Annotated in this window: 19 protein-coding genes; 6 read left to right on the top strand and 13 right to left on the bottom strand. The window is 68.8% G+C overall.

Annotated elements, in window-relative coordinates; translation table 11 throughout:
- Positions 1-99: 99 nt before the first annotated feature.
- From ACFWVC_RS21275 to ACFWVC_RS21290, 4 genes are all read right to left on the bottom strand, one after another.
- Complete coding sequence (locus tag ACFWVC_RS21275) at positions 100-552, bottom strand: MarR family transcriptional regulator (protein ID WP_384288062.1); 453 nt, start codon at positions 550-552, stop codon at positions 100-102.
- Between the two features lie 160 nt (positions 553-712).
- Entirely contained in the window at positions 713-2,092 is a 1,380-nt protein-coding gene (lpdA, locus tag ACFWVC_RS21280) for a dihydrolipoyl dehydrogenase (protein ID WP_384288065.1), read from the bottom strand.
- 41 nt (positions 2,093-2,133) lie between these two features.
- A complete protein-coding gene (locus ACFWVC_RS21285; protein ID WP_384288067.1) occupies positions 2,134-3,360 on the bottom strand; it encodes a dihydrolipoamide acetyltransferase family protein in 1,227 nt (408 codons plus the stop codon).
- Positions 3,353-5,542: a thiamine pyrophosphate-dependent enzyme gene (locus tag ACFWVC_RS21290; protein WP_384288069.1), complete on the bottom strand. Its 2,190-nt coding sequence runs from the start codon at positions 5,540-5,542 to the stop codon at positions 3,353-3,355. Before ACFWVC_RS21290 ends, ACFWVC_RS21285 begins: the two co-directional genes overlap by 8 nt.
- A gap of 141 nt (positions 5,543-5,683) precedes the next feature.
- Between ACFWVC_RS21290 and ACFWVC_RS21295 the strand changes: the two genes are divergently transcribed.
- The 3 genes from ACFWVC_RS21295 (at position 5,684) to ACFWVC_RS21305 (ending at position 8,465) form a co-directional block, all read left to right on the top strand.
- Positions 5,684-6,196: a VOC family protein gene (locus ACFWVC_RS21295; RefSeq protein ID WP_384288071.1), complete on the top strand. Its 513-nt coding sequence runs from the start codon at positions 5,684-5,686 to the stop codon at positions 6,194-6,196.
- The gene (locus tag ACFWVC_RS21300) at positions 6,193-6,867 is read left to right on the top strand and encodes a GntR family transcriptional regulator (protein WP_384288075.1); all 675 of its coding nucleotides are present in this window, start codon (positions 6,193-6,195) and stop codon (positions 6,865-6,867) included. The genes ACFWVC_RS21295 and ACFWVC_RS21300 overlap by 4 nt, the downstream gene beginning before the upstream one ends.
- A gap of 221 nt (positions 6,868-7,088) precedes the next feature.
- Entirely contained in the window at positions 7,089-8,465 is a 1,377-nt protein-coding gene (locus tag ACFWVC_RS21305; RefSeq protein WP_384288077.1) for an NADP-dependent succinic semialdehyde dehydrogenase, read from the top strand.
- 129 nt (positions 8,466-8,594) lie between these two features.
- Here the strand turns inward: ACFWVC_RS21305 and ACFWVC_RS21310 are convergent, their stop codons facing one another.
- The 4 genes from ACFWVC_RS21310 to ACFWVC_RS21325 all read right to left on the bottom strand — a co-directional run bounded on the left by ACFWVC_RS21310 (position 8,595) and on the right by ACFWVC_RS21325 (position 13,331).
- Entirely contained in the window at positions 8,595-9,248 is a 654-nt protein-coding gene (locus ACFWVC_RS21310) for an enoyl-CoA hydratase/isomerase family protein (RefSeq protein ID WP_384288080.1), read from the bottom strand.
- A gap of 145 nt (positions 9,249-9,393) precedes the next feature.
- Positions 9,394-10,821 (bottom strand): Re/Si-specific NAD(P)(+) transhydrogenase subunit beta, encoded by a 1,428-nt coding sequence (gene pntB / locus ACFWVC_RS21315; RefSeq protein ID WP_384288280.1) that lies wholly within the window; start codon positions 10,819-10,821, stop codon positions 9,394-9,396.
- Positions 10,822-10,844: 23 nt separating this feature from the next.
- The gene (locus ACFWVC_RS21320; protein WP_384288082.1) at positions 10,845-12,404 is read right to left on the bottom strand and encodes a Re/Si-specific NAD(P)(+) transhydrogenase subunit alpha; all 1,560 of its coding nucleotides are present in this window, start codon (positions 12,402-12,404) and stop codon (positions 10,845-10,847) included.
- A gap of 117 nt (positions 12,405-12,521) precedes the next feature.
- Positions 12,522-13,331, bottom strand: coding sequence for an SDR family NAD(P)-dependent oxidoreductase (locus ACFWVC_RS21325; protein ID WP_384288085.1), 810 nt, complete (start codon positions 13,329-13,331; stop codon positions 12,522-12,524).
- A gap of 279 nt (positions 13,332-13,610) precedes the next feature.
- Between ACFWVC_RS21325 and ACFWVC_RS21330 the strand changes: the two genes are divergently transcribed.
- The 3 genes from ACFWVC_RS21330 to ACFWVC_RS21340 all read left to right on the top strand — a co-directional run bounded on the left by ACFWVC_RS21330 (position 13,611) and on the right by ACFWVC_RS21340 (position 16,735).
- On the top strand, positions 13,611-14,255 hold the full coding sequence (locus ACFWVC_RS21330) for a helix-turn-helix domain-containing protein (RefSeq protein WP_384288087.1): 645 nt from the start codon (positions 13,611-13,613) through the stop codon (positions 14,253-14,255).
- 81 nt (positions 14,256-14,336) lie between these two features.
- Positions 14,337-15,737 carry a M24 family metallopeptidase gene (locus ACFWVC_RS21335; RefSeq protein ID WP_384288089.1) on the top strand — a complete coding sequence of 467 codons (1,401 nt, stop codon included), beginning with the start codon at positions 14,337-14,339 and terminating at the stop codon, positions 15,735-15,737.
- A gap of 413 nt (positions 15,738-16,150) precedes the next feature.
- Positions 16,151-16,735, top strand: a complete 585-nt coding sequence (locus tag ACFWVC_RS21340) for a carboxymuconolactone decarboxylase family protein (RefSeq protein ID WP_384288091.1) — start codon at positions 16,151-16,153, stop codon at positions 16,733-16,735.
- Between the two features lie 137 nt (positions 16,736-16,872).
- Here the strand turns inward: ACFWVC_RS21340 and ACFWVC_RS21345 are convergent, their stop codons facing one another.
- From ACFWVC_RS21345 to ACFWVC_RS21365, 5 genes are all read right to left on the bottom strand, one after another.
- Positions 16,873-17,760, bottom strand: coding sequence for an NAD(P)-dependent oxidoreductase (locus ACFWVC_RS21345; RefSeq protein WP_384288094.1), 888 nt, complete (start codon positions 17,758-17,760; stop codon positions 16,873-16,875).
- A gap of 85 nt (positions 17,761-17,845) precedes the next feature.
- A complete protein-coding gene (locus tag ACFWVC_RS21350; RefSeq protein ID WP_384288098.1) occupies positions 17,846-18,385 on the bottom strand; it encodes a flavin reductase family protein in 540 nt (179 codons plus the stop codon).
- Between the two features lie 102 nt (positions 18,386-18,487).
- A complete protein-coding gene (locus ACFWVC_RS21355; protein WP_384288284.1) occupies positions 18,488-21,544 on the bottom strand; it encodes a BTAD domain-containing putative transcriptional regulator in 3,057 nt (1,018 codons plus the stop codon).
- Between the two features lie 23 nt (positions 21,545-21,567).
- The gene (locus ACFWVC_RS21360; protein WP_384288101.1) at positions 21,568-22,428 is read right to left on the bottom strand and encodes a cupin domain-containing protein; all 861 of its coding nucleotides are present in this window, start codon (positions 22,426-22,428) and stop codon (positions 21,568-21,570) included.
- A gap of 161 nt (positions 22,429-22,589) precedes the next feature.
- A complete protein-coding gene (locus ACFWVC_RS21365) occupies positions 22,590-24,119 on the bottom strand; it encodes a 4-hydroxyphenylacetate 3-hydroxylase N-terminal domain-containing protein (protein WP_384288105.1) in 1,530 nt (509 codons plus the stop codon).
- Positions 24,120-25,164: the final 1,045 nt, after the last annotated feature.

Genomic DNA, 25,164 nt, shown 5'->3' on the forward strand with positions numbered 1-25,164 from the left:
ATTGGGACCGAGAGAGGGCGCCACGCTACTCCTTGGGCTGATCGTTTGACTACGCAGTCCGGCACCGGGCCGTCGGCCTTTGCGCGTCGGCCCCAACCGTCAGCCGAGCTTGTCGACCACCGATTCGAACTCCCTCACCAGCACGGAGAGCGACCGGCCGTCGAGCTGGTCGACGACCCGCTTTCGGGCGCTCGCCACGTGCACCGGGTGTGCGGCCTGAAGTCGTTTCAGCCCCTCCGGCGTCAAGGTGGCCACGTTGCCCCGGCCGTCTCCTTCGTAGCGCCGCTTGACGACCTCTCCCCGGCCTTGCAGCACCTCCACCACACGCGAGATGCGGCTTGCCGACAGGGCCGTCGCCGCGGCGAGATCCGCCATCCGGAGTTCCTGGTTCTCGGCCTCCGACAGGTTCATCAGGACGACGTACTCGGTGAGCGTCAGCCCTGTCGTGCGCAGCAGGTCATTGTCCAGTGAGCGCGGAAGGGCCACGACGACACGCATCAAGGCGCGCCAGAAGCGCTCTTCCTGAGCGGTCAGCGGGGTGTCGTCGGTCATTCGCCAACATTAGCGTGCTCAAGCAAAGAATCTCAAGAGGTGAACAACCACCGGTCGACCTCACACCGCACCGGCCGGCCGGGTGCCCCCCGTCCGCCTCGCACACGCGGGGCGGACGGGGGCACCCTGCACGCCGATCGCCGGTGATGGGGGCCGGGCTTCATCGGTGCGCGTGCAGCGGCTTGCCCGCAAGTGCGAGGAAGGCCTCTCCCAATGCCTCGTTCTGGGTCGGATGGGCGTGCGCCAAGGGGGCGACGTCGCCCGGATGGGCCTCCCACGCGACCGTGAGCTGTGCCTCCCCGATGAGCTCGCCCACTCTCACGCCGACCATGTGGACACCCACTACGGGGCCGTCCTTGTCGCGAACCAGTTTCACGAAGCCGGACGTACCGATGATCTGGCTCCTGCCGTTGCCGGCCAGGTCGTACTCGACGCACTCCACGCGGTCGGCACCGAACTTCTCCTTGGCCTGCGCTTCCGTGAGGCCGACCGACGCGACCTCCGGGTCGGAGTAGGTGACGCGGGGGATGTGGGCGTCGGCGACCGGGGTGGGGGCAAGACCCGCGATCTCCTCCGCGACGAACATCCCGTGCTGGAAGCCGCGGTGCGCGAGCTGGAGACCGTCGACGATGTCCCCCACGGCGAAGACCCCTGGCACCTGGGTGCGGAGGGTGTCGTCGACCCGGACGAATCCGCGGTCCAGTGTCACACCGATGTCCTCGAAACCCATGCCGGTGGTGCGAGGTCCGCGCCCGACGGCGACGAGCAGGACCTCGGCCTCCAGCGGCACGCCTGCCTCGAGGCTGACCGAGACCCGGCTCGCGTTCTGCTCGACGGCGTCCACCCGAACGCCGGTGCGCACCGTGACCCCGCGCCGCCGGAACGCACGTTCCAGGGCCTTGCCGCAGGACGGGTCCTCGTTCGGGACCAGGCTCGGCAGCGCCTCGACGATGGTGACGTCGACTCCGAACGACCGCCACAGGCTCGCGAACTCGACACCGATGACGCCACCGCCCAGGATGATCGCGCTGCGCGGAAGCTCGGGCAGGGAAAGCGCCTCCGTCGACGACAGGACCCGTCCGCCGAACTCGAGCCCGGGCACGCTGCGGGCAACGGACCCGGTGGCCAGGACGACGGCCTTCCTCGCGGAGCAGGTCACCTCGCCGACCCGCACGGCCGTCGGCGACACAAGGCGTCCGCGGCCGTGGACCAGCGTCACGTCACGGGCGGCGACAAGTCCTCGCAGGCCCTTGTACAGGCGATCGACGACGCCGTCGCGATACGCGTACAAGCCGGCCAGGTCGATGCCCTCGAAGGAGGCGCGGACGCCGACCGACGCGGCCTGTCTCGACACCTCGGCGACTTCGGCGGCGTGCAGCAGAGCCTTGGTGGGGATGCAGCCGCTGTGCAGACACGTTCCGCCGAGCTTGCCCTCTTCCACAAGGGCGACGCTGAGGCCCAGATCCGCGGCGCGCAGAGCGGCCGCGTATCCGCCTGATCCCCCGCCGAGGATCACCACGTCGTAGGTGCTCCCGGTCATGGTGCGCTCTCCTTGTCCTCGTCCTCGCGTTCGCCGGCCACTCACAGCAGGATCCGGAGCGGGTGTTCGAGCACGTCCGTGAAAGCCTGCATCCACTCGGCCGCGGTGGCACCGTCCACCGACCGATGGTCGACGGCGAGAGTCAGGCGCAGAACGGACGCGATGACGACCTCGCCCTCCTCGACGACCGCCTCCTGCCGCACCGCGCCGACGGCCAGGATCGCGGCCTGCGGCGGGTTGATGATCGCCGCGAAGTCCTCGGTTCCGTACATGCCGAGGTTCGTGATCGAGATCGTGCCGCCTTCGAGTTCGTCCTGCCGGAGCCGGCGCTCCTTCGCGCGGGCGATCAGGTCCTTCGTCGCCGTGGCGACGCCGCTCATCGACAGGGAGTCCACGGCGCGGAGCACCGGGGTGAGCAGACCGCCGTCGGTGGCGACGGCGACGGCGATGTCGACGTCCGAGAAGTGCCGGATCGAGGTGCCGTTCCACTGCACGTTCATCGCGGGGACGGCCGCATGCGCGGAGGCGACCGCCTTGACGAGCATGTCGTTGATCGACACCTTCACGCCCTGGCCGGCGTTGATCTGTCGCCTCAGCTCGAGCAACGCGTCGACGCGTGCGCCGCCGCGCAGATAGAAGTGCGGGGTGTTCTGCTTGCTCTCCGTCAGCCGGCGGGCGATGGCAGCCCGCATCCGCGTGTTGGGCACGTCCACAAAACGCGCATCGGCCACGGGAGTCCGGGTTGCCCGGTTCTGCGTCCCGGCGTCCTCCGGCTGCGCCGCCTCCGGCTCCGCTCGCCTGGCGGCAGCCGCCTCGACGTCGGGCCGCCGGATCCGTCCGCGCGGACCGCTCCCCGACACGGTGTCCAGATCGACTCCGAGCTCGCGCGCGAGACGTCGCGCCAGCGGGCTCGCGAAGAGGCGCACGGTCGTGTCCTGCGCCGCCCCGGCGGGCACCGGCGCCTCCGACACCGCATCCGCGGAAGCAGAAAGTGAAGCCACCAGTGCGTCCACCTCGGACGCCGGCTCGTCCGGCGCCCCCCAGACCGCGATCGGGGTGCCCACCGCCACTGTCGTGCCGGCGTCCACCAGGAGGCGCAGGAGCACGCCGTCGTTCTCGGCTTCCACGTCGACCACGGCCTTCTCGGTCTCCACCGTGACGATCGGATCGCCCGCCGCATAAGGGGTGTTCACCCCGACGTTCCAGGACTCCAGGATCGCCTCCGCGGTGTTGGCGGCGATCTCGGGCATGCGCAGCAGCTCAGCCATTGTTCTGCTCCCGCGCGAACTCGCGCAGCTTGGCGACGACTTCCTCCGTGGAGGCGAACGCGGCACGCTCCAGCACCTTGCTGATGCTCGGCGACGCCTCGCCGCCCGTCACGCGCTCGATCGGGGCGTCGAGCCAGTCGAACAGCCGTCGCTGGGTCTCGTCCGCGAGCCAGCCGCCGTAGGAGGTGCCGACGGCGCCCTGCTCGGCGATGAGCACGTTGTTGGTCTTCATCACCGACTGCGTGATGGTGTCCCAGTCCAGGCTGGCCCGGTCCAGCCAGCGCAGGTCGATGACCTCGGCGTCCACCCCTGTCTGTTCGACGGCGGCCAGGACGGCCGGCGTCATCGCCAGGTAGGTGAGGATGGTCAGGGCCGCGCCCTCACGGCGTACGGCGGCCTTGCCGACCGGCAGGTAGTGGTCGTGGTTCTCCGGCAGTCCGGGACCGGTCGAGTTGTACAGATCCACGTGCTCGAGGACCACGACCGGGTCGTCGCAGGCCAGGGCCGTGTTCATCAGGCCGACGTAGTCGAACGGCGTCGACGGGGCGACGATGCGCCACCCTGGCGCCGTCGCGAAGATGCCGGCCGGATCCATCGAGTGCTGTGATCCGTAGCCGGTGCCGGTGGCGACCTTGCTGCGCAGGACGAACGGCACCTTGCCCTCGCCACCGAACATGTGGCGGGCCTTTCCGATCTGGTTGAACAGCTGGTCTGCCGCCACCCACATGAAGTCGGCGTACATGAACTCGACGATCGGGCGGAACCGGCCGTCCAGGGCCAGGCCGCCGCCGAGGCCGGTGAACGCGTTCTCCGATATCGGCGTCCCGATCACGCGGTCGGGGAACGCCTCGCTCAGGCCGCGGGTGGCGCCGTTGGTGCCGCCGTTGAGCCGGTGCACGTCCTCCCCCATCACCACGACGCGGGGGTCGGTCTCCAGCCGGCGTCCCATCACGCCGGCGACGGCGCCGATGAACTTCACGTCGGTCATGTCGTCCGCGAAGTCCTCGGTGTCGGTGAACTCGATCCCGGCCAGCTCCGACAGGTCGCCCCGGACGCCCTGGTCGACGAACGCCGGGTCCGGCCACTCCGAGGGCACGATGCGCCGCTCCCCCGGCTTGCCGCCCGGCCGTGCCTCCAGGAGGACGTCGCCGAGTCCGGACATCAGCGCCTTGGCGCGCTCGATCGTCTCCGCGACCGCCTTCTTGGTGAGGATTCTCCGTCGCACCAGGTGCCTCACGATGGTGTCGATCGGGTCGCGGGCACGCCACTGCGCCTCCTCCTCCTTGCTGCGGTACCTGAACGCCGAGCCGGCGAAGGGACCGTTCTGGTGGAAGTAGCGGTACACATCGGCTTCGATCACCGTCGGACCGTCGCCGCGGCGCATGTGCCCGAGGGCCTGCTGCGTCACGAGGTACACGGCCAGCGGATCCATGCCGTCGACCTTCCAGCTCCGGATGCCGAAGCCCGGGCCGCGGCCGGACAGCCGTGGCTCGGCGGTCACTTCGGACACGTGGGTGGAGACGGCGTACAGGTTGTTCTCGACGAAGAAGCACATGGGCAGCGACCAGGCCGCCGCGAGGTTGAGGCTCTCCAGCGTGGATCCGATGTTGATCGCGCCGTCGCCGAAGAACGTGAAGGCGACCGCGTCGGCGCCGGTCTTCTTGTGTGCCCACGCGGATCCGGCCGCCAGCGGTACCCCGCCGCCGACGATGGCATTGGTCCCGATGGCTCCGGCCTCGTGCCACTGGAGGTGCATGCTGCCGCCCCGGCCGTGGCTGAACCCCCGGTCCAGACCGCATATCTCACGCAGGCTGCGCAGCAGCACGGCGCGCACGTCCTCGGGGAACGGCTTCGTGGGATCGATGCCCTTCGGATGCAGATGGGCGAGCACCTTGGCGAGGAACTGGTGATGGCCGCGGTGCGACCCGTTCACGGTGTCCTCCGCTGTCAGCGCGAAGCACGCACCGACCGCGCCGCCCTCCTGGCCGATGCTGGAGTGCGCGGGACCGTGGATGAGCCCGTCCGCGGCCAGCTCCAGGACGTACTCCTCGAAGGTCCTGATCAGCACCAGTTGGCTGAACATGCCCGTCAGGAGGTCCGGAGCCGCGGCGTCCCAGTCGTCCTGGGTGACGACGAACTCCGACCACGCGGCCTTCGCTTCGAGTCTGTTTTCCGCAGGCATCGGGTGCCCCCTTCCATCGACCAGAGTGGACCGACGCGGCCGACCCTGCCACATGGTTGGATCCAATTTCAAGAGTCCACTCGACTTACGGCCGTACGGAAGCCATCATCGTGAGTACTTCGGATCCAAAGGAGGAAGATCATGGCTCTGCCCGGCCTCATGCGCCTCGATCACATCGGATTCACGGTGCCGGACCTGGAGGAGGCGCACGCGTGGCTCGTGGACGTCCTGGGCTGCGAGTACCTGTATTCGCTCGGCCCGTTCAGCGCCGCGGACAACTGGATGTCGGAGCACCTGAACGTGGACGCGCGCACCGTCATGCGTCAACTGCGCTTCTACCGTTGCGGCACGCAAGCCGTGTTCGAGGTCTTCGAGTACCAGGCGGCCACGCGGCGGACGATCGCCCCTCGTAACAGTGATGTCGGCGGCCACCATGTCGCGCTGTACGTCGAGGACCTGGACGCGGCCGTGTCGTATCTGAGGGCGAGGAACGTTCCCGTGCTCGGCGACCCGACCACGAGCGCCGGACCGTCGGAGGGACAGCGGTGGGTCTACTTCCTCTCACCATGGGGAATGCATTTCGAGCTGGTGTCGTATCCTGACGGCAAGGCCTTCGACCGCACCCCGTCCCAGTTCACAGGTGACCGCCCTTGACTCCCACACACGCTCGCGATGCGGGCGGGTCGGACAGCGTCAGGAGTCAGCACATCGCGGGCGTCCTGCGCGAGGAGATCCTCGCCGGCCGGCTGACACCCGGCACGTGGTTGCGCCAGGACGAGATCGCCGCGCGCCTCGGCACGAGCCGGATCCCGGTCCGCGAAGCGCTGAGGATCCTGGAGTCCGACGGCCTCACCGAGTCGTTCCCCAACCGCGGGTCGCGGGTTCCGATGCTCAGCCTCGACGAGGTGAACACCTACTACCGGATGCGCGAGCGGCTCGAGCCGCTGACGCTGAACGTGAGCCTCCCCCATCTCACCGATCAGCACTTCGAGCACCTCGAGCGCGTCCAGGACGAGATCGAGAACCAGAGCGACGTCAATCGCTTCCTTCTCCTGGACCGCGACTTCCACATGACCACCTACGCGGGGTGCCCCAGCGACCATCTGCTGGCCATCACGGAGCGGCTGTGGAACTCCACCCAGCACTATCGCCGTGCGTTCATGGTGCTCGCCGACCCCGACCGGGCCACGATCGTCAACGCCGAACACCGGCTGATCCTCGACGCCGTGCGGCGCCGCGATCCCGAAGACGGTGAGCGGTACCTCACGGGGCACATTCGCCGCACCAGGGTCGAACTCACCGCTCACCCGGAGCTCTTCGCCTGAAAGCAGGGAACGGGCGCGGCGCCCATGTCGCGCCGGGCGCGCCGACTCTCCCGCCGTACCGCTACCGGCTCGCCGGCGGGCACACACCACACCTCGGGATGGATCCATTCTTCCGTTCCGTAAGGCATGCGCACCGCATGTTCACTGGTGCACCATCACAGCGAGTCCTACAATGGATCCAATCCCGACTCATTCGAAGCCCTCCCCCAGAGGAGAACGCCGTGCCGATCGCCACCGTGAACCCCGCCACCGGTGAACTCGTAGAAGAGTTCGCTCCCCTCACGAAGGATCAGGTCAACCGGCGCCTGACGCGAGCCGAGGCCGCAGCCGCGACGCTCCGGACAACCGACTTCGACACCCGCGCCCGGTGGATGCGTGCGGCCGCAGACCTGGTCGAGGCCGAGGCGGCCCAGACGGCGCACACGCTCACGATCGAGATGGGGAAGCCGATCGCGCAGGCCCGCGCAGAGGTCCTCAAGTGCGCGCACGCGATGAGGTTCTACGCCGACAACGCCGAAAGCCTGCTGGCCGACCAGCCGCTCGCCGACCCGAGCGCGGTCAGGGCTTCGGCCGCCTACACCTCCTACCAGCCTCTCGGCGTCGTTCTCGCGGTGATGCCGTGGAACTACCCGATGTGGCAGGTGATCCGCTTCGCCGCGCCCGCGCTGATGGCCGGCAACGTCGGCCTGCTCAAGCACGCCTCGAACGTGCCGCAGTCCGCGCTGTACCTCGACACGCTCTTCGAACGAGCGGGCTTCCCCGTCGGGTCGTTCCAGACGCTCCTCATCGGAGCGGCCGACGTCGAAGAAGTCGTCCGCGACCGGCGCGTCGCCGCCGTGACGTTGACCGGTTCCGAGCCGGCCGGGCGGTCCATCGCGGCCATCGCGGGCTCGGAGGTGAAGAAGGCGGTGTTGGAGCTGGGCGGGTCCGACCCGTTCATCGTGCTGCCGTCCGCCGATGTGCGCGCGGCCGCCCGAACCGCCGTGACGGCTCGCACGATGAACAACGGCCAGTCCTGTATCGCGGCCAAGAGGTTCATCGTCCACACGGAGGTGTACGAGGAGTTCGTGGAGGCCTTCGTCGCCGGCACGAAAGCGCTGAGGGTCGGCGACCCACTCGACGAGGAAACCGAGATCGGGCCGATCGCCACGGAGTCCGGCCGACGCGAGCTCGCCGAACTGGTCGACGACGCCGTCACGAAGGGTGCCGTCCTGCGGTGCGGTGGGTCGGCGGTCGGCACTGAGGGGTGGTTCTTCGAGCCGACGGTGCTGGAGGAGGTCACCGCCGAGATGCGGGTGTACCGGGAGGAGGCCTTCGGCCCGCTGGCCGCGGTTTACCGGGTCGATGACGTCGAACAGGCCGCGGCGCTCGCCAACGACACTGCCTTCGGCCTCAGTTCGTCGGTGTGGACCACCGACCCGGACGAGGAGCGGTTCCTGATCACCCGCCTTGAGGCCGGTGCCGTCTTCGTCAACGGCATGAGCGTCTCCTACCCCGAGCTGCCGTTCGGCGGTGTGAAGGACTCCGGTATCGGCCGCGAGCTCGCCGCGGAAGGCATCCGCGAGTTCTGCAACCTCAAGACGGTCTGGAAGAGCTGACGGGAACCGCCCCTTCCATCGGTCCGTGCGCGAGGAACTCCGCCGGCGCAAGTCGGCGCCTCGCGCACGGTCACAGTCAGCAACGCCTGCGTGACGGCGGGCCGTACGAGGACTCGGCTGAAAGGGAGTTCAGTTCTCGAACAACTCGGTGAAACGTGGCAGCGACGCGTCGAGCGCGTCGTCGTACGACATCGATGCGAACTCGTAGAGGGAGCGACGGCCAGGGGCACCCGCGCCGGCCGCCCTCAGTGCTTTGTCGAGCCACTCCCGGGCGACCTCAGCCGCTCTGCCGGGCTCGACCACCGCCTGTACGAGACCGACTTCGCGGGCCCTCTCGGCGGTGAACGGCTCGCCGGAACCTATGTTCTCGATCGCCCGGCGCGGCCCGATCCGATGGATGACGGGCACTTGCGCGATCATCGGCCACATTCCGGCGCCGACCTCCACCGTGCCGATGCGCGCACTGTCCACTGCGACGGCGAAGTCGCAGGCCGCGACGAAGGAGGCACCCCCGGCGAGCGCGTCGCCGTTGACGGCGGCCGCGACCGCCACACCGAGACGAGGGAAGATCCGGAGGGTCTCCAGCAATGCCTCGCCGAGTGGAGCCGGGTCCGCACCCGCCTTGACGGAAGCGATGTCGAGACCGCCGCAGAAGGTCTCACCTGCGCCGGTGAGCAGGACGCCGCGGATGTCCGGGTTGTCGTCGCACTCCTGCAGCCGGGCGCGGAGGTCGGTGAGGATGCCCGGGGTCAGCAGGTTCCGCTCGCCATTGTGAATGGTCAAGACGCTGACGGCACCGACCACTTCCTGCTCCACGCCACCGCTCCTGCCGCTGTCCACGCTGTGCATCGTCCGAGTCCTCTCACTTCGTTGGGGCCGCCGGCTCTGCTGCCTCTCGATGCGTCAGTACTGCGTCCTCACCCTGGCATCACAGGACGCGGAGGATGTCCTCGACGCGGTCCTTGGCGTCGCCGAAGAGCATGGCGGAGTTCTCGCGGTAGAAGAGCGGGTTCTGGACGCCGGCGTAGCCGGAGGCCATGGAGCGTTTGAAGACGATGACGTTTTCGGCGTTCCAGACCTGGAGGACGGGCATGCCGGCGATGGGTGAGGCCGGATCCTCCGCGGCGGCGGGATTGACGGTGTCGTTGGCGCCGATGACGAGGACGACGGTGGTGCCGTCGAAGTCGTCGTTGATCTCGTCCATCTCCAGCACGATGTCGTAGGGGACCTTGGCCTCGGCGAGCAGGACGTTCATATGGCCCGGCAGCCGGCCCGCGACCGGGTGGATGCCGAAGCGCACGTCGACGTTCCGGTCCCTGAGTTTGCGGGTCAGCTCGGCGACGCCGTACTGGGCCTGGGCCACGGCCATTCCGTAGCCGGGGGTGATGACCACCGAGTCGGCCGAGCCGAGGAGTTCGGCGACCCCCTCGGCGGTGATCTCGCGGTGCTCGCCGTAGTCCTTGTCGTCGGCCGGGCCCGCCTCGATGCCGAACCCGCCGGCGATCACCGAGATGAAGGACCGGTTCATCGCCTTGCACATGACGGAGGACAGGTAGGCACCCGAGGAGCCGACCAGGGCGCCGGTGATGATCAGCAGGTCGTTCTCCAGGAGGAAGCCCGACGCCGCGGCCGCCCAGCCGGAGTAGGAGTTCAGCATCGAGACCACGACCGGCATGTCACCGCCTCCGATCGAGGCGACCAGGTGCCAGCCCAGGGCCAGCGCGACGATGGTGACGGCGATCAGCGGCCACAGCGCCGGGTCGATCACGAACCACGTGGTGAGCACGGCGAAGGCGGCCAGGGCACCGAGGTTGAGATGGTTCTTGCCCGGCAGCATCAGCGGGGACGACTTGATCCGCGCCGAGAGCTTGAGGAACGCCACGATCGAACCGGTGAAGGTGACCGCGCCGATGAAGACGCCGATGAACACCTCGGCGGAATGGATCCCGAGCAGGTCCTGGGCCCGGAGTGCCGCGGCCTCGGCACCGCCCGGGCCGTCCGGGGCCGCCTCCACGTGCAGATAGCCGTTCCAGCCCACCAGCACCGCCGCCAGACCCACGAAGGAGTGCAGCAGGGCAATCAGCTCGGGCATCCCGGTCATCTCCACCACCCGGGCCCGCCACAGCCCGATCGCGGCACCGACCGCCATGGCGCCGATCAGCAGTGCCAGACCCACTCCGGAGATGTCATGGTCGACCGCCAGCACGATCGTCGCGGCCAGGGCCACCGCCATGCCCCCGACGCCGAAGGTCTTGCCGGCCTTGGCGGACTCGTGATGGGTCAACCCGGCCAGCGCCAGGATGAAGAGCAGGGCCGCGACGATGTAGGCGGCCGCCGCGCCGGTCTCGACAGTCATCAGATCGGACATCGCAGAGCCCTTCAGCTTCTCGAGAACATGGAGAGCATCCGGCGGGTCACCGCGAAGCCTCCGAAGACATTGACGGAGGCCAGCAGGATCGCGATCGTCGAGAGCACCGTGACCGCTGCGCCGTGCGGGCTGTCACCATGGCCGATCTGCATCAGGGCGCCGACCACGATGATCCCCGAGATCGCGTTGGTCACGCTCATCAGGGGCGTGTGCAGGGCGTGGTGCACCTGGCCGATCACGTAGTAGCCGATCACCACCGCGAGCGCGAACACCGTCAGGTGTCCCAGCAGGCCCGGCGGTGACATGGCCGCGAGCAGGAACAGCGCCGTGGCGCCCATTCCGACCGCGGCGAACCGCCTGCGGGCCGGCATCGGCGCCTTGGCCTGGGAGCCGGCCGGCTTCGCCGCACGGGCCGCGGAGGCGGGAGCGGCTGTCGGCGCGGCGGACACCTGGACCGGGGGCGGCGGCCAGGTCGACTCGCCGTCGCGCACCACGGTCATGGACCGCTGCACCACGTCATCGAAGTCCAGCACCAGCCGCCCGTCCTTGCCCGGGGTCAGCAGCTTCATCAGGTTGACCAGGTTGGTGCCGTACAGCTGGGACGCCTGCGCGGGCAGCCGGCCGGGCAGGTCGGAGTAGCCGATGATCGTCACACCATTGGCCGTGACCACCGCCTCGTCCCTGACCGTGCCTTCGACGTTGCCGCCGTTCGCGGCGGCCAGGTCCACGATCACGCTGCCTGCTCTCATGGACGCCACCATCTCGGTGGTGATCAGCGTCGGCGCCGGCCGGCCCGGGATCAGCGCTGTCGTGATCACGATGTCCGTCTCCGTGATCTGGTCCGCGTACAGCCGGGCCGCGCGGGTGTTGTAGTCCTGGGACATCTCCTTGGCGTAACCGGTCGCCGACACCTCCACCTCACCGGCGTCCCCGGCCTCGACCGAGAGGTACTCGCCCCCCAGCGACCTGACCTGGTCGGCGACCTCCGGACGCGGGTCGGTGGCGTACACGACGGCGCCCAGGCTTCCGGCCGCGCCGATCGCGGCCAGGCCCGCCACCCCCGCGCCGCAGACCAGCACCTTGGCCGGCGGCACCTTGCCCGCGGCCGTCACCTGACCGGTGAAGAACCGGCCGAAGACATGAGCGGCCTCCACCACCGCCCGGTAGCCCGCGATGTTCGCCATCGACGACAGCACGTCCAGCGACTGCGCCCGCGAGATACGCGGCACCGCGTCCATCGCCAGCGCCGTGATCGGCCGCTCCGCGAGATCCGCCACCAGGTCGGGGTCGAACGCCGGTCCCATGATGCCCACGACCGTCGCACCCGGCTTCAACGCGTCCAACTGCTCCGGAGACAGAGCGTTCACCCCGAGCACGACGTCCGCCGCGAGCGGGTCCCCGAGTCGCGCACCGGCCCCGGCATACGCCTCGTCCGGGAAGCTCGACGACCCACCCGCGCCCGGCTCCACCACGACGTCGTACCCCAGCTTCACCAGCTGGACCACTGTGGAGGGAGTCGCGGCAACGCGCGTCTCGCCACGGCGGGCTTCACTCACGATTCCGATCAGCATTCCCAGAACTCCAGGCTGTCGATGTTGCAGGGCACTCGCCGGACGTCCACGCAGCCGGACCAGGAACGCCGTCCAAGGTGAGGGAGCCTTGGACGGCGTCCGCCGAAGGGCCCGCGATCAGGCGACGGGCTTCGTCAACCCGCCGTCGACGCGCAGCACCTGACCGGTCATGTAGGAGGCGTCGTCGGACGCCAGGAACGCGGCCGCGGCACCGATCTCTGCGGGCTCGGCCCAGCGGTTGAGGCGGATGCCGAGCCCCTGGACCATGCCGGCCCGGACCTCTTCCGCGCTCTTGCCCTGCTGCTTGGCCATGGCCTCGGTCTTGGTCAGCCAGCCCTCGGTCTTCGTCATTCCGGGGGAGATCGCGTTGACCCGGACGTTGCCGGCAGCGGCCTCGCTCGCCAGATAGCTGGTGAGCGCGACCACGCCCGCGTTCACGATGGCCGTGGCACCGGTGTTGGGAATCACCGCGTGTGCGGTGGCGCCGACGACATTGACGATGCTGCCGCTGCCGGTTCCGCTCAGGAACGGGAGAGCGGCCTGCGAGACGCGAAGGAACCCGATGAGCTTCGTGTCGAAGGCCGACGCGACGACCTCCTCGTCGACCTGGGCCAGAGGGGACGGAGTGAGCTGCGGCCCGGCGTTGTTCACCAGGATGTCGAGGCCGCCCTGCCACGCCTGGACCTCTGCCAGCGCGCTGTTGACGGACTCGGCGTCGGTGACGTCCGCGACGACGGAAAGCACGTCCCCCGCGGCGAATCCAGCGGCCAGACGGCCGGCGGCAGCCTTGACGGCCGCTTCGTCCCTGGCCGCGATCGCCACCTTGGCCCCGCGCTCGAGCAGTGCCTGCGCGATGGCGAAGCCCAGACCTCGACTACCACCGGTCACGAAAGCCGTACGGCCCTCCAAGTTCCAACCTGCAGCCATGTTCGGTTCCTCCAGTCAGCGCCTATGTGCTTCCGCGGAGAGTGGAACCGAAGCGCTGAGGACGCTGCAATCGTGGTTAACACGTGATTCACGCGAGGGCGGTTGAGCCGCCTCGCACCTCTCGAACGGTTAACAGTGCCCGGCACACTCATGGGGAGGAGTTCCCCGGCTTCCGGAAGTCTCGTTTAGCATTACTGCACATCAGCCTCGGGCCACGTCCGACGCCGATCAACGGCCGCCCGCATGCCGCATGGCGGGCATCGAGGAGGGGACGGACCCGTGGAACCGGAAGCACGCGCTCGACTGCGCACCGCTCGCACCGAGGCCAAGCTCAGCGTCCGCGAGCTGAGTCGCCGCGCCGGCATCTCGGCGAGCATGTTGTCCCAGATCGAGAACGGGCACTGCGAACCCTCGGTCGCCACCCTCTACGCCCTGGTGTCCGAACTCTCCATCTCCTTCGACCAGCTCCTCGCCGGACCGGGGACGGAGCCCGGCCCCAGCCCGTCGGCGGCCCCCGCGTCGCCTCTCGTGACGCCCGAAGACCGGGCCGTGCTCGTGATGGACAGCGGCGTCACCTGGGAGCGGCTCACGCCCAGTCCTGACCCGCTGGTCGACGCACTGCTCGTGACCTATCCACCGGGCAGCAGCTCCTCCACGAACGGGGGGCTGATGAGCCACCAGGGACGCGAGTACGGCTTTCTGATGTCGGGGCGCCTGACCGTCCGCCTCGGGTTCGAGACCCACCATCTCGAACCCGGCTCGTCGATCAGCTTCGACTCCGCGGTCCCCCACTTGTACGTGAACGAGAGCGATGAGCCGGCGAGCGGCCTGTGGCATGTGGTCACCGTCGGCGGTGTGCCGGGAACCGAGCGCCCGGACCGGACGGTTGACGCCGCCCGCCCGACAGGTGTTAAGTCCGACTGAACACGCGGGCGCCATATCGAGTGACGGCGGTGCGCGTGCGTCTCCCCTACCCACAACTGTCCGCTCGGCAAAGGACTTGTGATGGCGATACCCACGTTTGGACCGAACGCAGTCGACTGGGAAACACGCGTCGACATGAGCAGGCTCCGCGACGAGCGGCTGGCCCGTCTGCGCACGTCGTTGGAGAAGTCCGACCTCGGCGCCGTCCTCGCCTTCGACTTCGCCAACATCCGCTACATGACGTCGACCAACATCGGCACATGGGCGATCGACAAGATGATCCGGTTCTCCCTGCTGGTCAGGGGAGGTGAGCCGATCGTCTGGGACTTCGGTTCAGCCGCCAAGCACCACCAGCTGTACAACCCCTGGCTGGACTACTCCAAGGCCCACTCGGACGGCGATCCGCACGGAGCCCACCACGGAGCCGACCCCCGCAACCCGAGCGGCGCCCGCGCCGGCATCTCGACGTTGCGCGGTGCCATCAACCCTCTCGTCGGAATGGCCGACTCCGTCGCCCGGAAGATCAAGCACGAGCTCGAGCTCTACGGCCTCCTGGACCAGCCGCTCGGCGTCGACGTCATCGAACTCCCGGTCCTGATGGCCCTGCAGAACGCGGGCATCACGGTGGTCGACGGCCAGCAGGTGTTCCTGGAGGCCCGGCGCATCAAGACCCGTGACGAGATCCATCTGCTCACCCACGCCTGTTCGATGGTCGACGCCGCCTACGAGAACCTCTACGAGTTCCTCCGGCCGGGCGTGCGCGAGAACGAGTGCGTGGGTGTGGTGGCCAAGACCCTCTACGACCTCGGCTCGGAATTCGTCGAAGGGGTCAACGCGATCTCCGGGGAACGGTGTGCACCGCACCCCCACGTCTTCTCGGACCGCATCGTGCGGCCCGGAGATCCGGCGTTCTTCGACATCCTGCACAGCTACAACGGCTATCGCACCTGCTACTACCGCACGTTCGCCGTCGGCAGCGCCTCATCCGCCCAGCGCGACGCCTACACGCGGTGCCGTGAGTACATGGACGAAGCGATCAGCCTCGTCCGGCCCGGGGCCACGACGGCGGACATCGTGTCGGTGTGGCCGACGGCGCAGGAGTTCGGGTTCGCCGACGAGGAAGCGGCCTTCGCACTCCAGTACGGCCATGGTGTCGGGCTGTCGATCTGGGAGAAGCCGGTGTTCTCCAGGCTGGTGTCCCTCGAACACCCCGAAGTGCTCGAAGAGGGCATGGTGTTCGCGCTGGAGACCTACTGGCCGTCGAAGGACGGCTGGGGCGCGGCCCGGATCGAGGAGGAACTCGTGGTGACCGCGGACGGGTGCGAGGTGATCACCAAGTTCCCGGCGGAGGAGCTTCTCGTCGCGGGCCGGCGCTACTTCTCCGTCTCGGGACCGCTGTCGACCGAGCGTGACTCCCAGTCTCATCGGAACACGCTGACGGGGTCCCGGTCCCGCCGGCCGGACGGCGCTGACGGCCTCTGACCGGCGGCTTGTCGTCCAGAGTTGAAGGACGCGATGAGCCTGCCCGAGCAGGACCCTCGAGCCAAGACTCCACCTGTCGCCTGGAGCGTGGCGCTGCGCGGCGCCGTACGAGGCAGGGCGATGGCGCAGACGACCGCGGCCGCCCTGGTGGTCGGGTCGACTCTGTTCATGGTCAACCTGTACTCCCAGGTCCGGGACGCCCCGCTCACGTGGGCACTCACGGTTCGTATCGCCCTGACGTTCCTCGTGCCGTGGCTCAACGCGACGATGGGGATCGCGCTCGGCCTCCGAAGGCCCGGCGCTGCATCGCGCCGTGAGACCGCGCCCGCGGACGAGGCCACTTCCCCGGAATCTGTCCAACCCCCACCCCCAGCTTGCCGTTTCCAGGCAGGACCCGTCGAAAGGTGACTCCCATGGCACTGGTACCGCTCCTTACATCCGATCAGTTCTCGTCGGCCGACCAACCCGCCCTCGCACAGGGGGTGAGTGCCTGGGGCGGAGTGCTGAACACCTGGGCCGGCATAGGGAACAGCCCTGGTCTGCTCGCCACGTACCTGCCCTTCCTCGGGCAGCTCAACGGGCCGGGCGCGTTGGAGCAACGCGTGAAGGAGCTGGTCGCCGTACGCGTCGCCGTACTCAACCACTGCCGCTACACGGCGAGTCACCGCTGCACGTCCGCGCTGGCCAAAGGGGTCGGTGCCGACGAGCTCGCGGCCGTCGCGAGGGGCGAGCTCGGCGGCTTCACCGAACGGGAGCGGCTGGCCCTTCAGCTGGCCGAGGAGATGACCGTCTCCCTTCCGACGGTCGCCCTCGAGGACGGCCTCACCGGCGTCTCGGCGCGTGTCCGCGAAGACGTGCAGTGGTCTTTCGACGCGGCGGAGCTGGTTGAGCTTGTCATGTGCATCAGTGTGTGGAATGCCTTGTCGCGCTTCCACCGTGTCATGGCCTTCGAGCTGGACATGCCGGAGGCGCCCGCACCTGTGGAAGCCCAGCTCTGAGGGAACCGACCCGCGCCCTGATCGAGGTGCTGCACGTCGAGCAGGATGCGTAAGCAACGAGGCTCCTCGGCAGGAGAGTTGAGATGTCAGACATCTCACTCACCCGCCGAGGAGCCTCGTCCGTTCCGCCCTTCCCCTCAGGCGGGAAGCCGGCCGGCCTCGCGTTGCAGGCGGATGAGGAGGGCCATGAAGTCCAGCTCGCCCAGGCCGGTCGAGATGCACGCCTGAAGCAGTTGCTGCACGACGCCGGTGACCGGCAGCGGAACCCCGGCGGCCGCGGCCGACTCCAGGGCCAGGTCCAGGTCCTTGCGCATGAGCCGCGAGCTGAACGTCGACGTGTAGTCGTCCGCCAGGAGGGGCCCGATCTTGTACTTCACCAACGGCGAGGCGACCGCCGAGGCGCCGACGACCTCCAGCAGCTTGTCACGCTGCACGCCGTGGCCCTCGGCCAGTGCGACGCATTCGGAGAGGAGCTCGGCCGTCCCCGCCACCATGAGGTTGAGGGCCAGCTTGATGATGCGGGCGGCTTCCCCCTCGCCGGCGTAGAACACATGGGGACCGATGTCGCGCAGCAGATTCTCCACGGCTGAGAAGACGGCGTCCTCACCGGAGGCGATGATCGTGAGATTCCCGGCGCGCACGACACCCGGATTTCCGCTCACGGGAGCGCGCAGGTACTGGACGCCGCCGGCCGCCGCCGCGTCGGCCACCTCACGGGAGACCGCCGCGGACACGGTGCTCATGTCGATGAGAGTCCGTCCCTTGCCGGACGCGGCATGGACGATCCCCCCGTCGGGCCCGAGCGCCACATCGGCCAGGGCACGGGAGTCCGCGACCATCGTGATGCAGACCTCCGACCGGACCCACGCCTCACCGGGAGCGTCCAGCTCGATCGCGCCCTTGGCCACCAGGCCGTCCGCCCTGCCCTTCGACCGATTCCAGACACTGACCTGGTGGCCTGCCACGATGAGCCGTTCGGCGATGGCGGACCCCATCTGCCCCAGACCCAGCACGGATACGTTCACATTCATCTCCTGGTTGTCGTGATCACCCGGCCCGGCACCCCGCGGTGATGCGAGCTGCCGGCCCGGGCACCTGGGCGGCGTCTGGCTACATCGATGCGGCGAGGTGCCAGTCGAAGGCGAGCTGCGCATGGTACTGGGGATCGCAGAGGCTGCCGAATCGCCCGCCGAAGTAGACGATGGGGTCCGCGTCGGCGGAGTAGCCGCAGCTGACCACCTCGCCGATGAAGATCGTGTGGTCTCCCCCGGCCACCTCTTCGTTCACGTTGCAGACGAAATACGCGACCGCGCCGTCGACAACGGCGAGGTCGTGGCCGGGTCGCAACCCCATGCCGGCGAACTTGTCGTCACACCGGCTCGCGAACCGAAGCGCGTGGTGTTCCTGGCCCCGTGCGAGGACGCTGACGGCGAAGACTCCGGAGCCGGAGATCGCGTCCCTCGTCGCGAGGTTGTTCCCGACACACACCAGCAGCATGAGCGGGTCCAGCGAGACGGACGCGACAGCGCTGGCTGTCATCCCTGCCGGTCCGTTCGGTGTCCTGGTGGTCACGATCGTGACCCCGGTCGTGAACCGCGCCATCGCTCCGCGGTAGGTGGCGGCCATGCCCTGCGTGCCCGATGTACCCATGTTGCCCTCCGTTGCCTGTAACGAGACGGCTTGAGCGTTGCCTGTGACCAAGTGGCCCGAGTGTGACCGGCGGCATGTTTATCGGCGCGAAATCGGCCGGACCTACAGGCGCAGCCGCGTCACCAGTCGGCGCACCTCGTCGGACGGCGGCACACCGAGCTCCCGCATCCGCGCGACGTACCGCTGGTAGAGCGCGAGCACCGCGTCGTCGTTGCCGCTGGCATGCGCCAGCTGGATGGCCAGTCGCCAGGCCTGCTCGCGGTACGGGTCCTCGCGAAGCACAGCGTCGACCAGTCCCTTCGCCTGGCGATACCGGTTCATCCGATAGGCGAGCCTGGCCGCGTCGACCCGGGCCGACAGGAAGGTCTCGGCCAGGGCCACGCGACGCTCGGCCGCCCACACGCCTGACACCGTCGCAAGGTAGGGCCCTTTGTCGGCACTGCTGAGGGCGTCCGACAGCGTCTGGAGACGAGTCTCCCCGTCCTGTCTCCCGGCCTGGGCGACCAGGTCGACCGCCCGTTGCGCCGAGCCCATGGCCAGCGCGGGGCCGACCAGCCGGAAGACATCGCCCTCCTGCGTCGGGCCCAGGTCGTCGGGCAGCACCTCACGAAGCCGGTAGAGCGCCTGCCTCAGATAGCTGCGGCCGGCGGCATCGTTCCGGCCACCGAAGAGCGCTCCGAGAAGCTCTTCGCGGGTGGCACTGCGGTCGGGTGTCCCGAGCAGATAGCCGAGGAGCTCGACGCTCTTCATCAACCGGGGCTGAGCCGTGTTCCCGTCGACGGTGAGGGCCGGCTCACCGAACTCCTCGAGCACGAGGCGGGGTCTGCTCACGTTCACGCGTACGGGATGCTGGCCCGAGAGGGCGGCGAGGATCTCGTGCCAGGGCGACATCCGACTGGACTTCGTGTCCGCAGCTCTGGCCGCGACCGAAGGCACGTCCGCCAGGGCGGTCAGCAGCAGGTGCTGTGATCCTTGCGCCGTGGCCGAGACGATCGCGAGGTCGGCCGTGGCGTCGGACTCGTCCTCGCGGCCGAGACGCCATTGCGCCTCGGCCAGGTACACGGCGGCCGTCGGGAGATCGAGGTGCCGGTCTCCCTTCTGCATGCTCAGGACGCATGCCGCCAGCAGTTCGTACGCCTCGGCGTCCTTGTCCTGCAGAAGCAACGACAGACCCGACCAGATCTGCGACGTCTCCCGTGTGAGGACGTACTCCGAGGCTCCGTTGGCGGCCGCCTCCGCCAGCACGCGGTCGGCACGTTGTGTGTCGCCCTCGAGCCGCAGCCACAGCTTGGCTTCGACAAGCAGGCTCATGTTCTTGTACACCTTCGAGCCGGTTGCCGCGATGAGCTCTCTCCCGCGCCTCATGGACGCACAGGCTTCCTCTCCGCGGCCGAGGTCGAGCATGAGGTCGACGGCGTCGACGGCGTGCAGCCAGACCGGCTGCGACGAACCGCTGCGCGGCTCGAACATCGACATCGCGGCATCGAGTCGCCCGGTGGCGCGCAGTGCGGCGACGACCCAGGGGCCGCCCAGTATCGTTCGCCACGGATCGAACGAACCCGGATCGTCGAGTCCTTCGAGGCGACCGCGCAAGAAGGCCAGCCGCATCAGCAGACCGTCGAGTGGTCCGGACGGCGTGGTCGAGTGCTCGGGAAACGGTGGTGGCTTCTCGCCGGTGGCCAGCGCGATCAACGTGAACGCGATGAGCCGGTTCCGGCCCGCCGGCAGGTGATCGGCGACGGACCGCGCCTCCTCGAGCCGCCCGGAGTGCCAAAGGCACCAGCAGGCCAGGACGTGGGCCTCCTCGAAATCGGGAGCCCCCGGCTCCGGGAGCCACGCGTATCCATGACGATCGACGAGTTCCACTCCGCGATCACACTGCTCGAGTGCGAACGCCACACGCAGGATGACCGATCCGATCTCCGAGGTCGGAGTCCGGACCGACGCCCCCAGTGCGTCGAGCCAGCGTGCCGCCGGCGCGAAGTCCATCCGCGCGACGAGGCTGGGAAGGACCACGGCGGCCAGCCTTCCGGCCGCCTCCAGGTCCCCGAGCCGCAGCAACTCATCGACGGCTTCCTCGCGCTCGCCGCGGGCGATCAGGAGCTCGGCGTGCCTGCGACGGACCTGGGAGAGCGTCCCGGCGTCCTGCCGTCCCAGAGCCGCGCGCAGAAAGTCGCGGAACACCGGGTGCGGCGTCATGCGCGAACCGTCCGAGCACCATGTCACCGGAAGATGCCGGGCGCGCAGGTCCGTCATGACCTGTGCCGCGTTCTCCTGGCCCATGGCGCGGGCGCCCTCGACCGATATCTCCTCCAGCAGACTGGTGTGCAGCAGGAACGTCCTCTCGACCAGGGAAAGTGAGTTGAAGACGTTCGCCGCGACATAGGACCGCAGCGAGTCCGGATCCAGCTCGCGAGACCGTGCGTGACGCCAGCCCTCGAACAGGACGCCCGTGACCCAGCCCCCTGTCGCCGCCACCGCCTGCGCCGGATGCACGTCGATGTGGCCGACGGTGCGAAGTGCCGCGCCGGCTTCCTGGGCGTCGAAGGCGAGATCGCTCTCGACCAGCTCGCCCACCCGGTCACGCTCGCTCGTCGGGCCCGAGTCGAGGCGGACGTCGACGCGCGAGATCAGCACGAGGTTCACGTCGGACGGCAGATAGCGCGCGAAGGACGACAGCACCGCGATGCACCCCTCGTCGGAGGCGATGCGTTCCACGTTGTCGCACACGAGGATGAGCCGGCTCCCCTGGAGGCTCTCGGCCAGCAGCCCCGCTGCCTCACCGATGTGAAGGCTGCTGCTCAGTGCGTCGGAGGCCACATCGGCGGCGCAGGGGACGGCACCCTCGACAGCCGCCTCGAGGTAGACGAGCAGGCGTCCCGCCGCGCGCTCCGTGCCGTCCAGCGACAGCCAGGCGACGGGCCTGTCGAGGCCGCTCACGGCCAGAGCCACCGCCGTGGTCTTGCCGGCCCCGGCTGTCGCGAAGACATTCACCACGGTGTGGCGGTCGAGCATGTCCCGCAACCGTTGATTGAGCCTCTCGCGGACGACTATGTCCTTCGACGGCTCCGGCGTCGCCAGTTTCCGCCGGATGATCGCACGAGGGTGCCGACCTGGCGCCTTCGAGCCGCTCGGCCGGTCGGAATCGGAGTCACCCATCGGTCGTCGCGCCCCCGTGGTCCTTAGTGCTCCGCCGGGAGTTTGCGCCAGTCGTCCGGGAAGAAGAACCCGTCCGAGGTCGGCGGGATCGGCGACTGCACTTCGATCCACCGGGCCGGCTCGTCGCGTTCGTTGACGAAACCGTGCGTGCCGTTGGTGCCGGCCCACACCAGGTCCCCGGTCTGGACGACTTCGTCGTTGCCGTCGAGGGTCCCCCGCATTCCGCCGGAGGTGAAGTAGTAGATCTCCTCGAACGGGTGGTAGTGGACCTTGGCGGCCTGACCCGGGCCGGACTTCGGCGCGATCTCGCACACGAAGACGGTGTGGTGCTGTGCTCCCAGGAGCTGGTCGACCATCATCCTGAGGCTGATGTTCTTCACGTTGGGACCGTGGTAGCCGGGCATCGACAACTGCGCGTAGGGGGCCATGTCCGAGTCCTCGAAGTGCCCGACGAAGCGATGCCGGGGGTCCGTCTCGGACGGGCGGCCGAGATTCTCCCCCGGAGAGGGCTTGGCGGCGATGCTGCTGCGGGCTCCGTCGAACGTCGGCGGCTTCGGTGCGCGGACCCCGAGCCACGTCAGTCCCGCGTCACCCGCGGACAGTGAGTGGGCGATGCCGACGGGCGCGACACCGTAGTCACCGGAGGCGACCTCGTAGCGCAGCCCGGCAAAGGAGGCCTCGCCGGATCCGCCGGTGATGACCCACGACTCCTCGAACGGACAGCGCGCCCAGCCCGTCGTCGCCCCGGGAGCCAGCTCGTACAGGCTCACTTCCAGGTGAGCAGCGCCCTGCTCATGTCCGACCAGGAGCGACTGCCGAAGTCCTGGGACGCCCTCGACATCGGAGAACTTCCGGTCCGCCGCACGTGCGATGTAGTAAGCCATGTCCTTCTCTCCTTTCACACGCGAGGGACGCCAGGGCCGGCATCCCCCGCTGGTTGCTGCTGATCCTCATCGGGCCTTTGCCCAGGGCGGTATGGGCGGGCGGTTCGCGGCCGACAGCCGCCGCGAACCGCCCCTGCACCGCCCCTGTGCCGCTGCCGGGCTCAGCGGGCCTGCGAACCCTCGAGCCGTGCGCCGTCGAGGCGCCGGGCATATTCGGGCTGCTCGGTGTACGCCGTCACCTCGGGGGCGTCGGCCTCCTGAAGGCCACAGACCTTCCGGGCGAGGTGGGTGAGCGGCCCGGAGGGTGACAGCTCCGAGCGCTTCATCGTGTGCATCCGAGTGCCGAGAATCGGGGTCCCGTTGAACTGCTCGAAGGTGCTCACCCGGTCGCCGAAGTCGGAGAGGAACAGGTCACGGATGACGCGCGAGATGCGCACGCGGTCGTAGGGCTCGCCGACCGCACCCGCCTGCAACGGCTCCAGCCAGTCGTGCAGTTCGGGGTTGTTCCACTGGTCCTCGGTGGGGAACAGGAGCGAGGCGCGGCCGGCGAGGTCGACCACCTCGTTCCTCATCTCCGCGAACTTCTCCAGGTAGTACGACCGGCCGAAGTCGAAGAGCAGGACGTTCGGCTTGTAGAGCCCCGAGGGCGAGATGAACCCTTCCGTCTCGGACGCGATCACGTGGGCTCGCATCGTCTGGTAGAACTCGACGAGACGCGCCAGGCGCGCCTGTACCGGCGGAATCTGGTAGGTGCCGAGGTGCTCGGTCATCAGCATCGCGAGCCCGACCATGAGTTCGGCCCGGACCATCTGCCGGATCAGCGACTCGTAGTGCGTCCAGTCGAAGATGCGCTGCGGGTACAGCGAAGCGTGCTCGGGACTTCCGAGGTGGAATACCAGGTCCCACGGAATGAACACGTTGTCGAAGATGACGGTGCATTCGAGCTCGTCACCGGCCGAAGAGATCGGGTGGTTCTCGGGGTCGTCCCGCACCGTCGCCTCGCGGGAGACGATCGTGACGCCCGGCGCGTTCGCCGGGCAGGCGCCGTAGATGACCTGCTCGCTCTCGATGCCCGGGCGGTAGAAGACGCCGATGTGGAGGTAGTCGGCGAACGGTGCACCGGTGACCACGGCTTTGACACCGTGGACCACGATGCCGTCGTCGCGGGTCTCCACGACACGCAGCGCGGTCTTGGCCGCGTGCTGCTTGGACCGGTCGATCTGAGGGTCGATGAAGGCGAAGGCGCAGTTGAGGTCGCCCTCCTTCACCAGATCCAGGAACTTCCGGATGCCCCCGGTCAGGTCACGCCCGCCGGTGCCCACGGACTGGTCACTCCACGGCTGCGGGTCCTCCTCGTAGGTGACCAGGCCGTAGTTGTTCGCGCACGGGGTCCGTCCGATCGATCCGCCGTCGAGCTCCCGGATCACGCTCTCCAGGTACACACGCTTGCGCCGCAACCCCTCGGCGTCCCCGTGCTTGAACCACATCATCGAACGACGCACTCCGTCGTCGTCGACGAAGGTCATGACGTCCTGCATCTCGGGCGCGTGATGCAGGTCGTAGAACTTCGCGAAACTCTTGGCCGCTGCCCTGGTCTTCGGGTGCTTCGTGACGTCGTCGATCCGATCGCCTCCGACCCAGACAACGCGTCCGTCCCTGAGGGACTCCAAGTACTGGTCGCCAGTTCGCATCAAATGCCACCTTCCCGCTTCACCCAAGTACCGTCGTGCATGGACTGTTCTTGCCGGGCCGTCCCGAATTCCCGATCGGCAGCACGCCGCCCGGGAATCACCGAGGACCCGTTTGTGAACCTGCCTTCGACGCCTCGGAATCCGGGACGCCGGCGTCACGGTGGATTCGCCGATCGAAGTTCCCGATCCGAATGGACGAAGGCATATCTTGCCGATCTTGCCGTGGCGCGGACACTCGCTCGGCCGTTGATTTCCTCGAGCTTAGCCAGGAGATGTTAGTGGGGCGTTAATCGCGATGAGGTGCCGTCAGCGATGCCATCGAGCAGTCCCGTTAACGGGTTTTCCGGTTTTCCGGCCCCTCGGCACTCGGGCCGCGGTGGGGCCGCCGGCGCCGGGCCCGACGGCGCCCGGTCCGCCTGCCGCGGACACCGCCAACGCCCCGCATCCCGCGGAGCCCGGCACGAGGCCATCGGTGACCCCGGCTCGTACGGCATCCATGCCACCTCCCCTTCCGCGAACGATCGTTCCGTTTCGCGTGCCCATCCTCCGGTATCGATCAGCCAACGTCTAGACGAACGTTCGTTTTTCTTGAACGGGATGTGCCCTCGGCGCGTTGGCAACTCGGAGCGTGCCGTCTCCCGTTGCTGAACCGCCTGCCGTCTCCCCGGCGGAAAATCACGGGCGCGCGGCGGCATCACGAGCAATCATGAAGCATGCGCCCGGATGACTGGCACCTCACGGAAGACCTCGACCGCCTTCTCGCCGGAGGGGGTGGCTTCCTGCACGCGCGCCCGGCACTCCACACCCTCCCGCTGACGGTGACCGAGACCCTTCGAACCCGGCTGGCAGGCCTCGGCCACTGCCTTCCGGGCGTCAGCGCCGACCCCGCCACCGCCTTCGCCGACGCCTGGCACCGGTACACGGGCCCGACGCCGACGCCCCACCAGCGGCAGTTGTACCGCCTCGGTACGCTCACGCCCCCGCGTCCGCTCCCCCGAGGGCAGCGGTGGCGTCGCGGGCGAACGGGACCGCGAGCAACTCACGC

It is taken from the genome of Streptomyces sp. NPDC058691 (assembly GCF_042714775.1).
GTDB lineage: Bacteria > Actinomycetota > Actinomycetes > Streptomycetales > Streptomycetaceae > Actinacidiphila.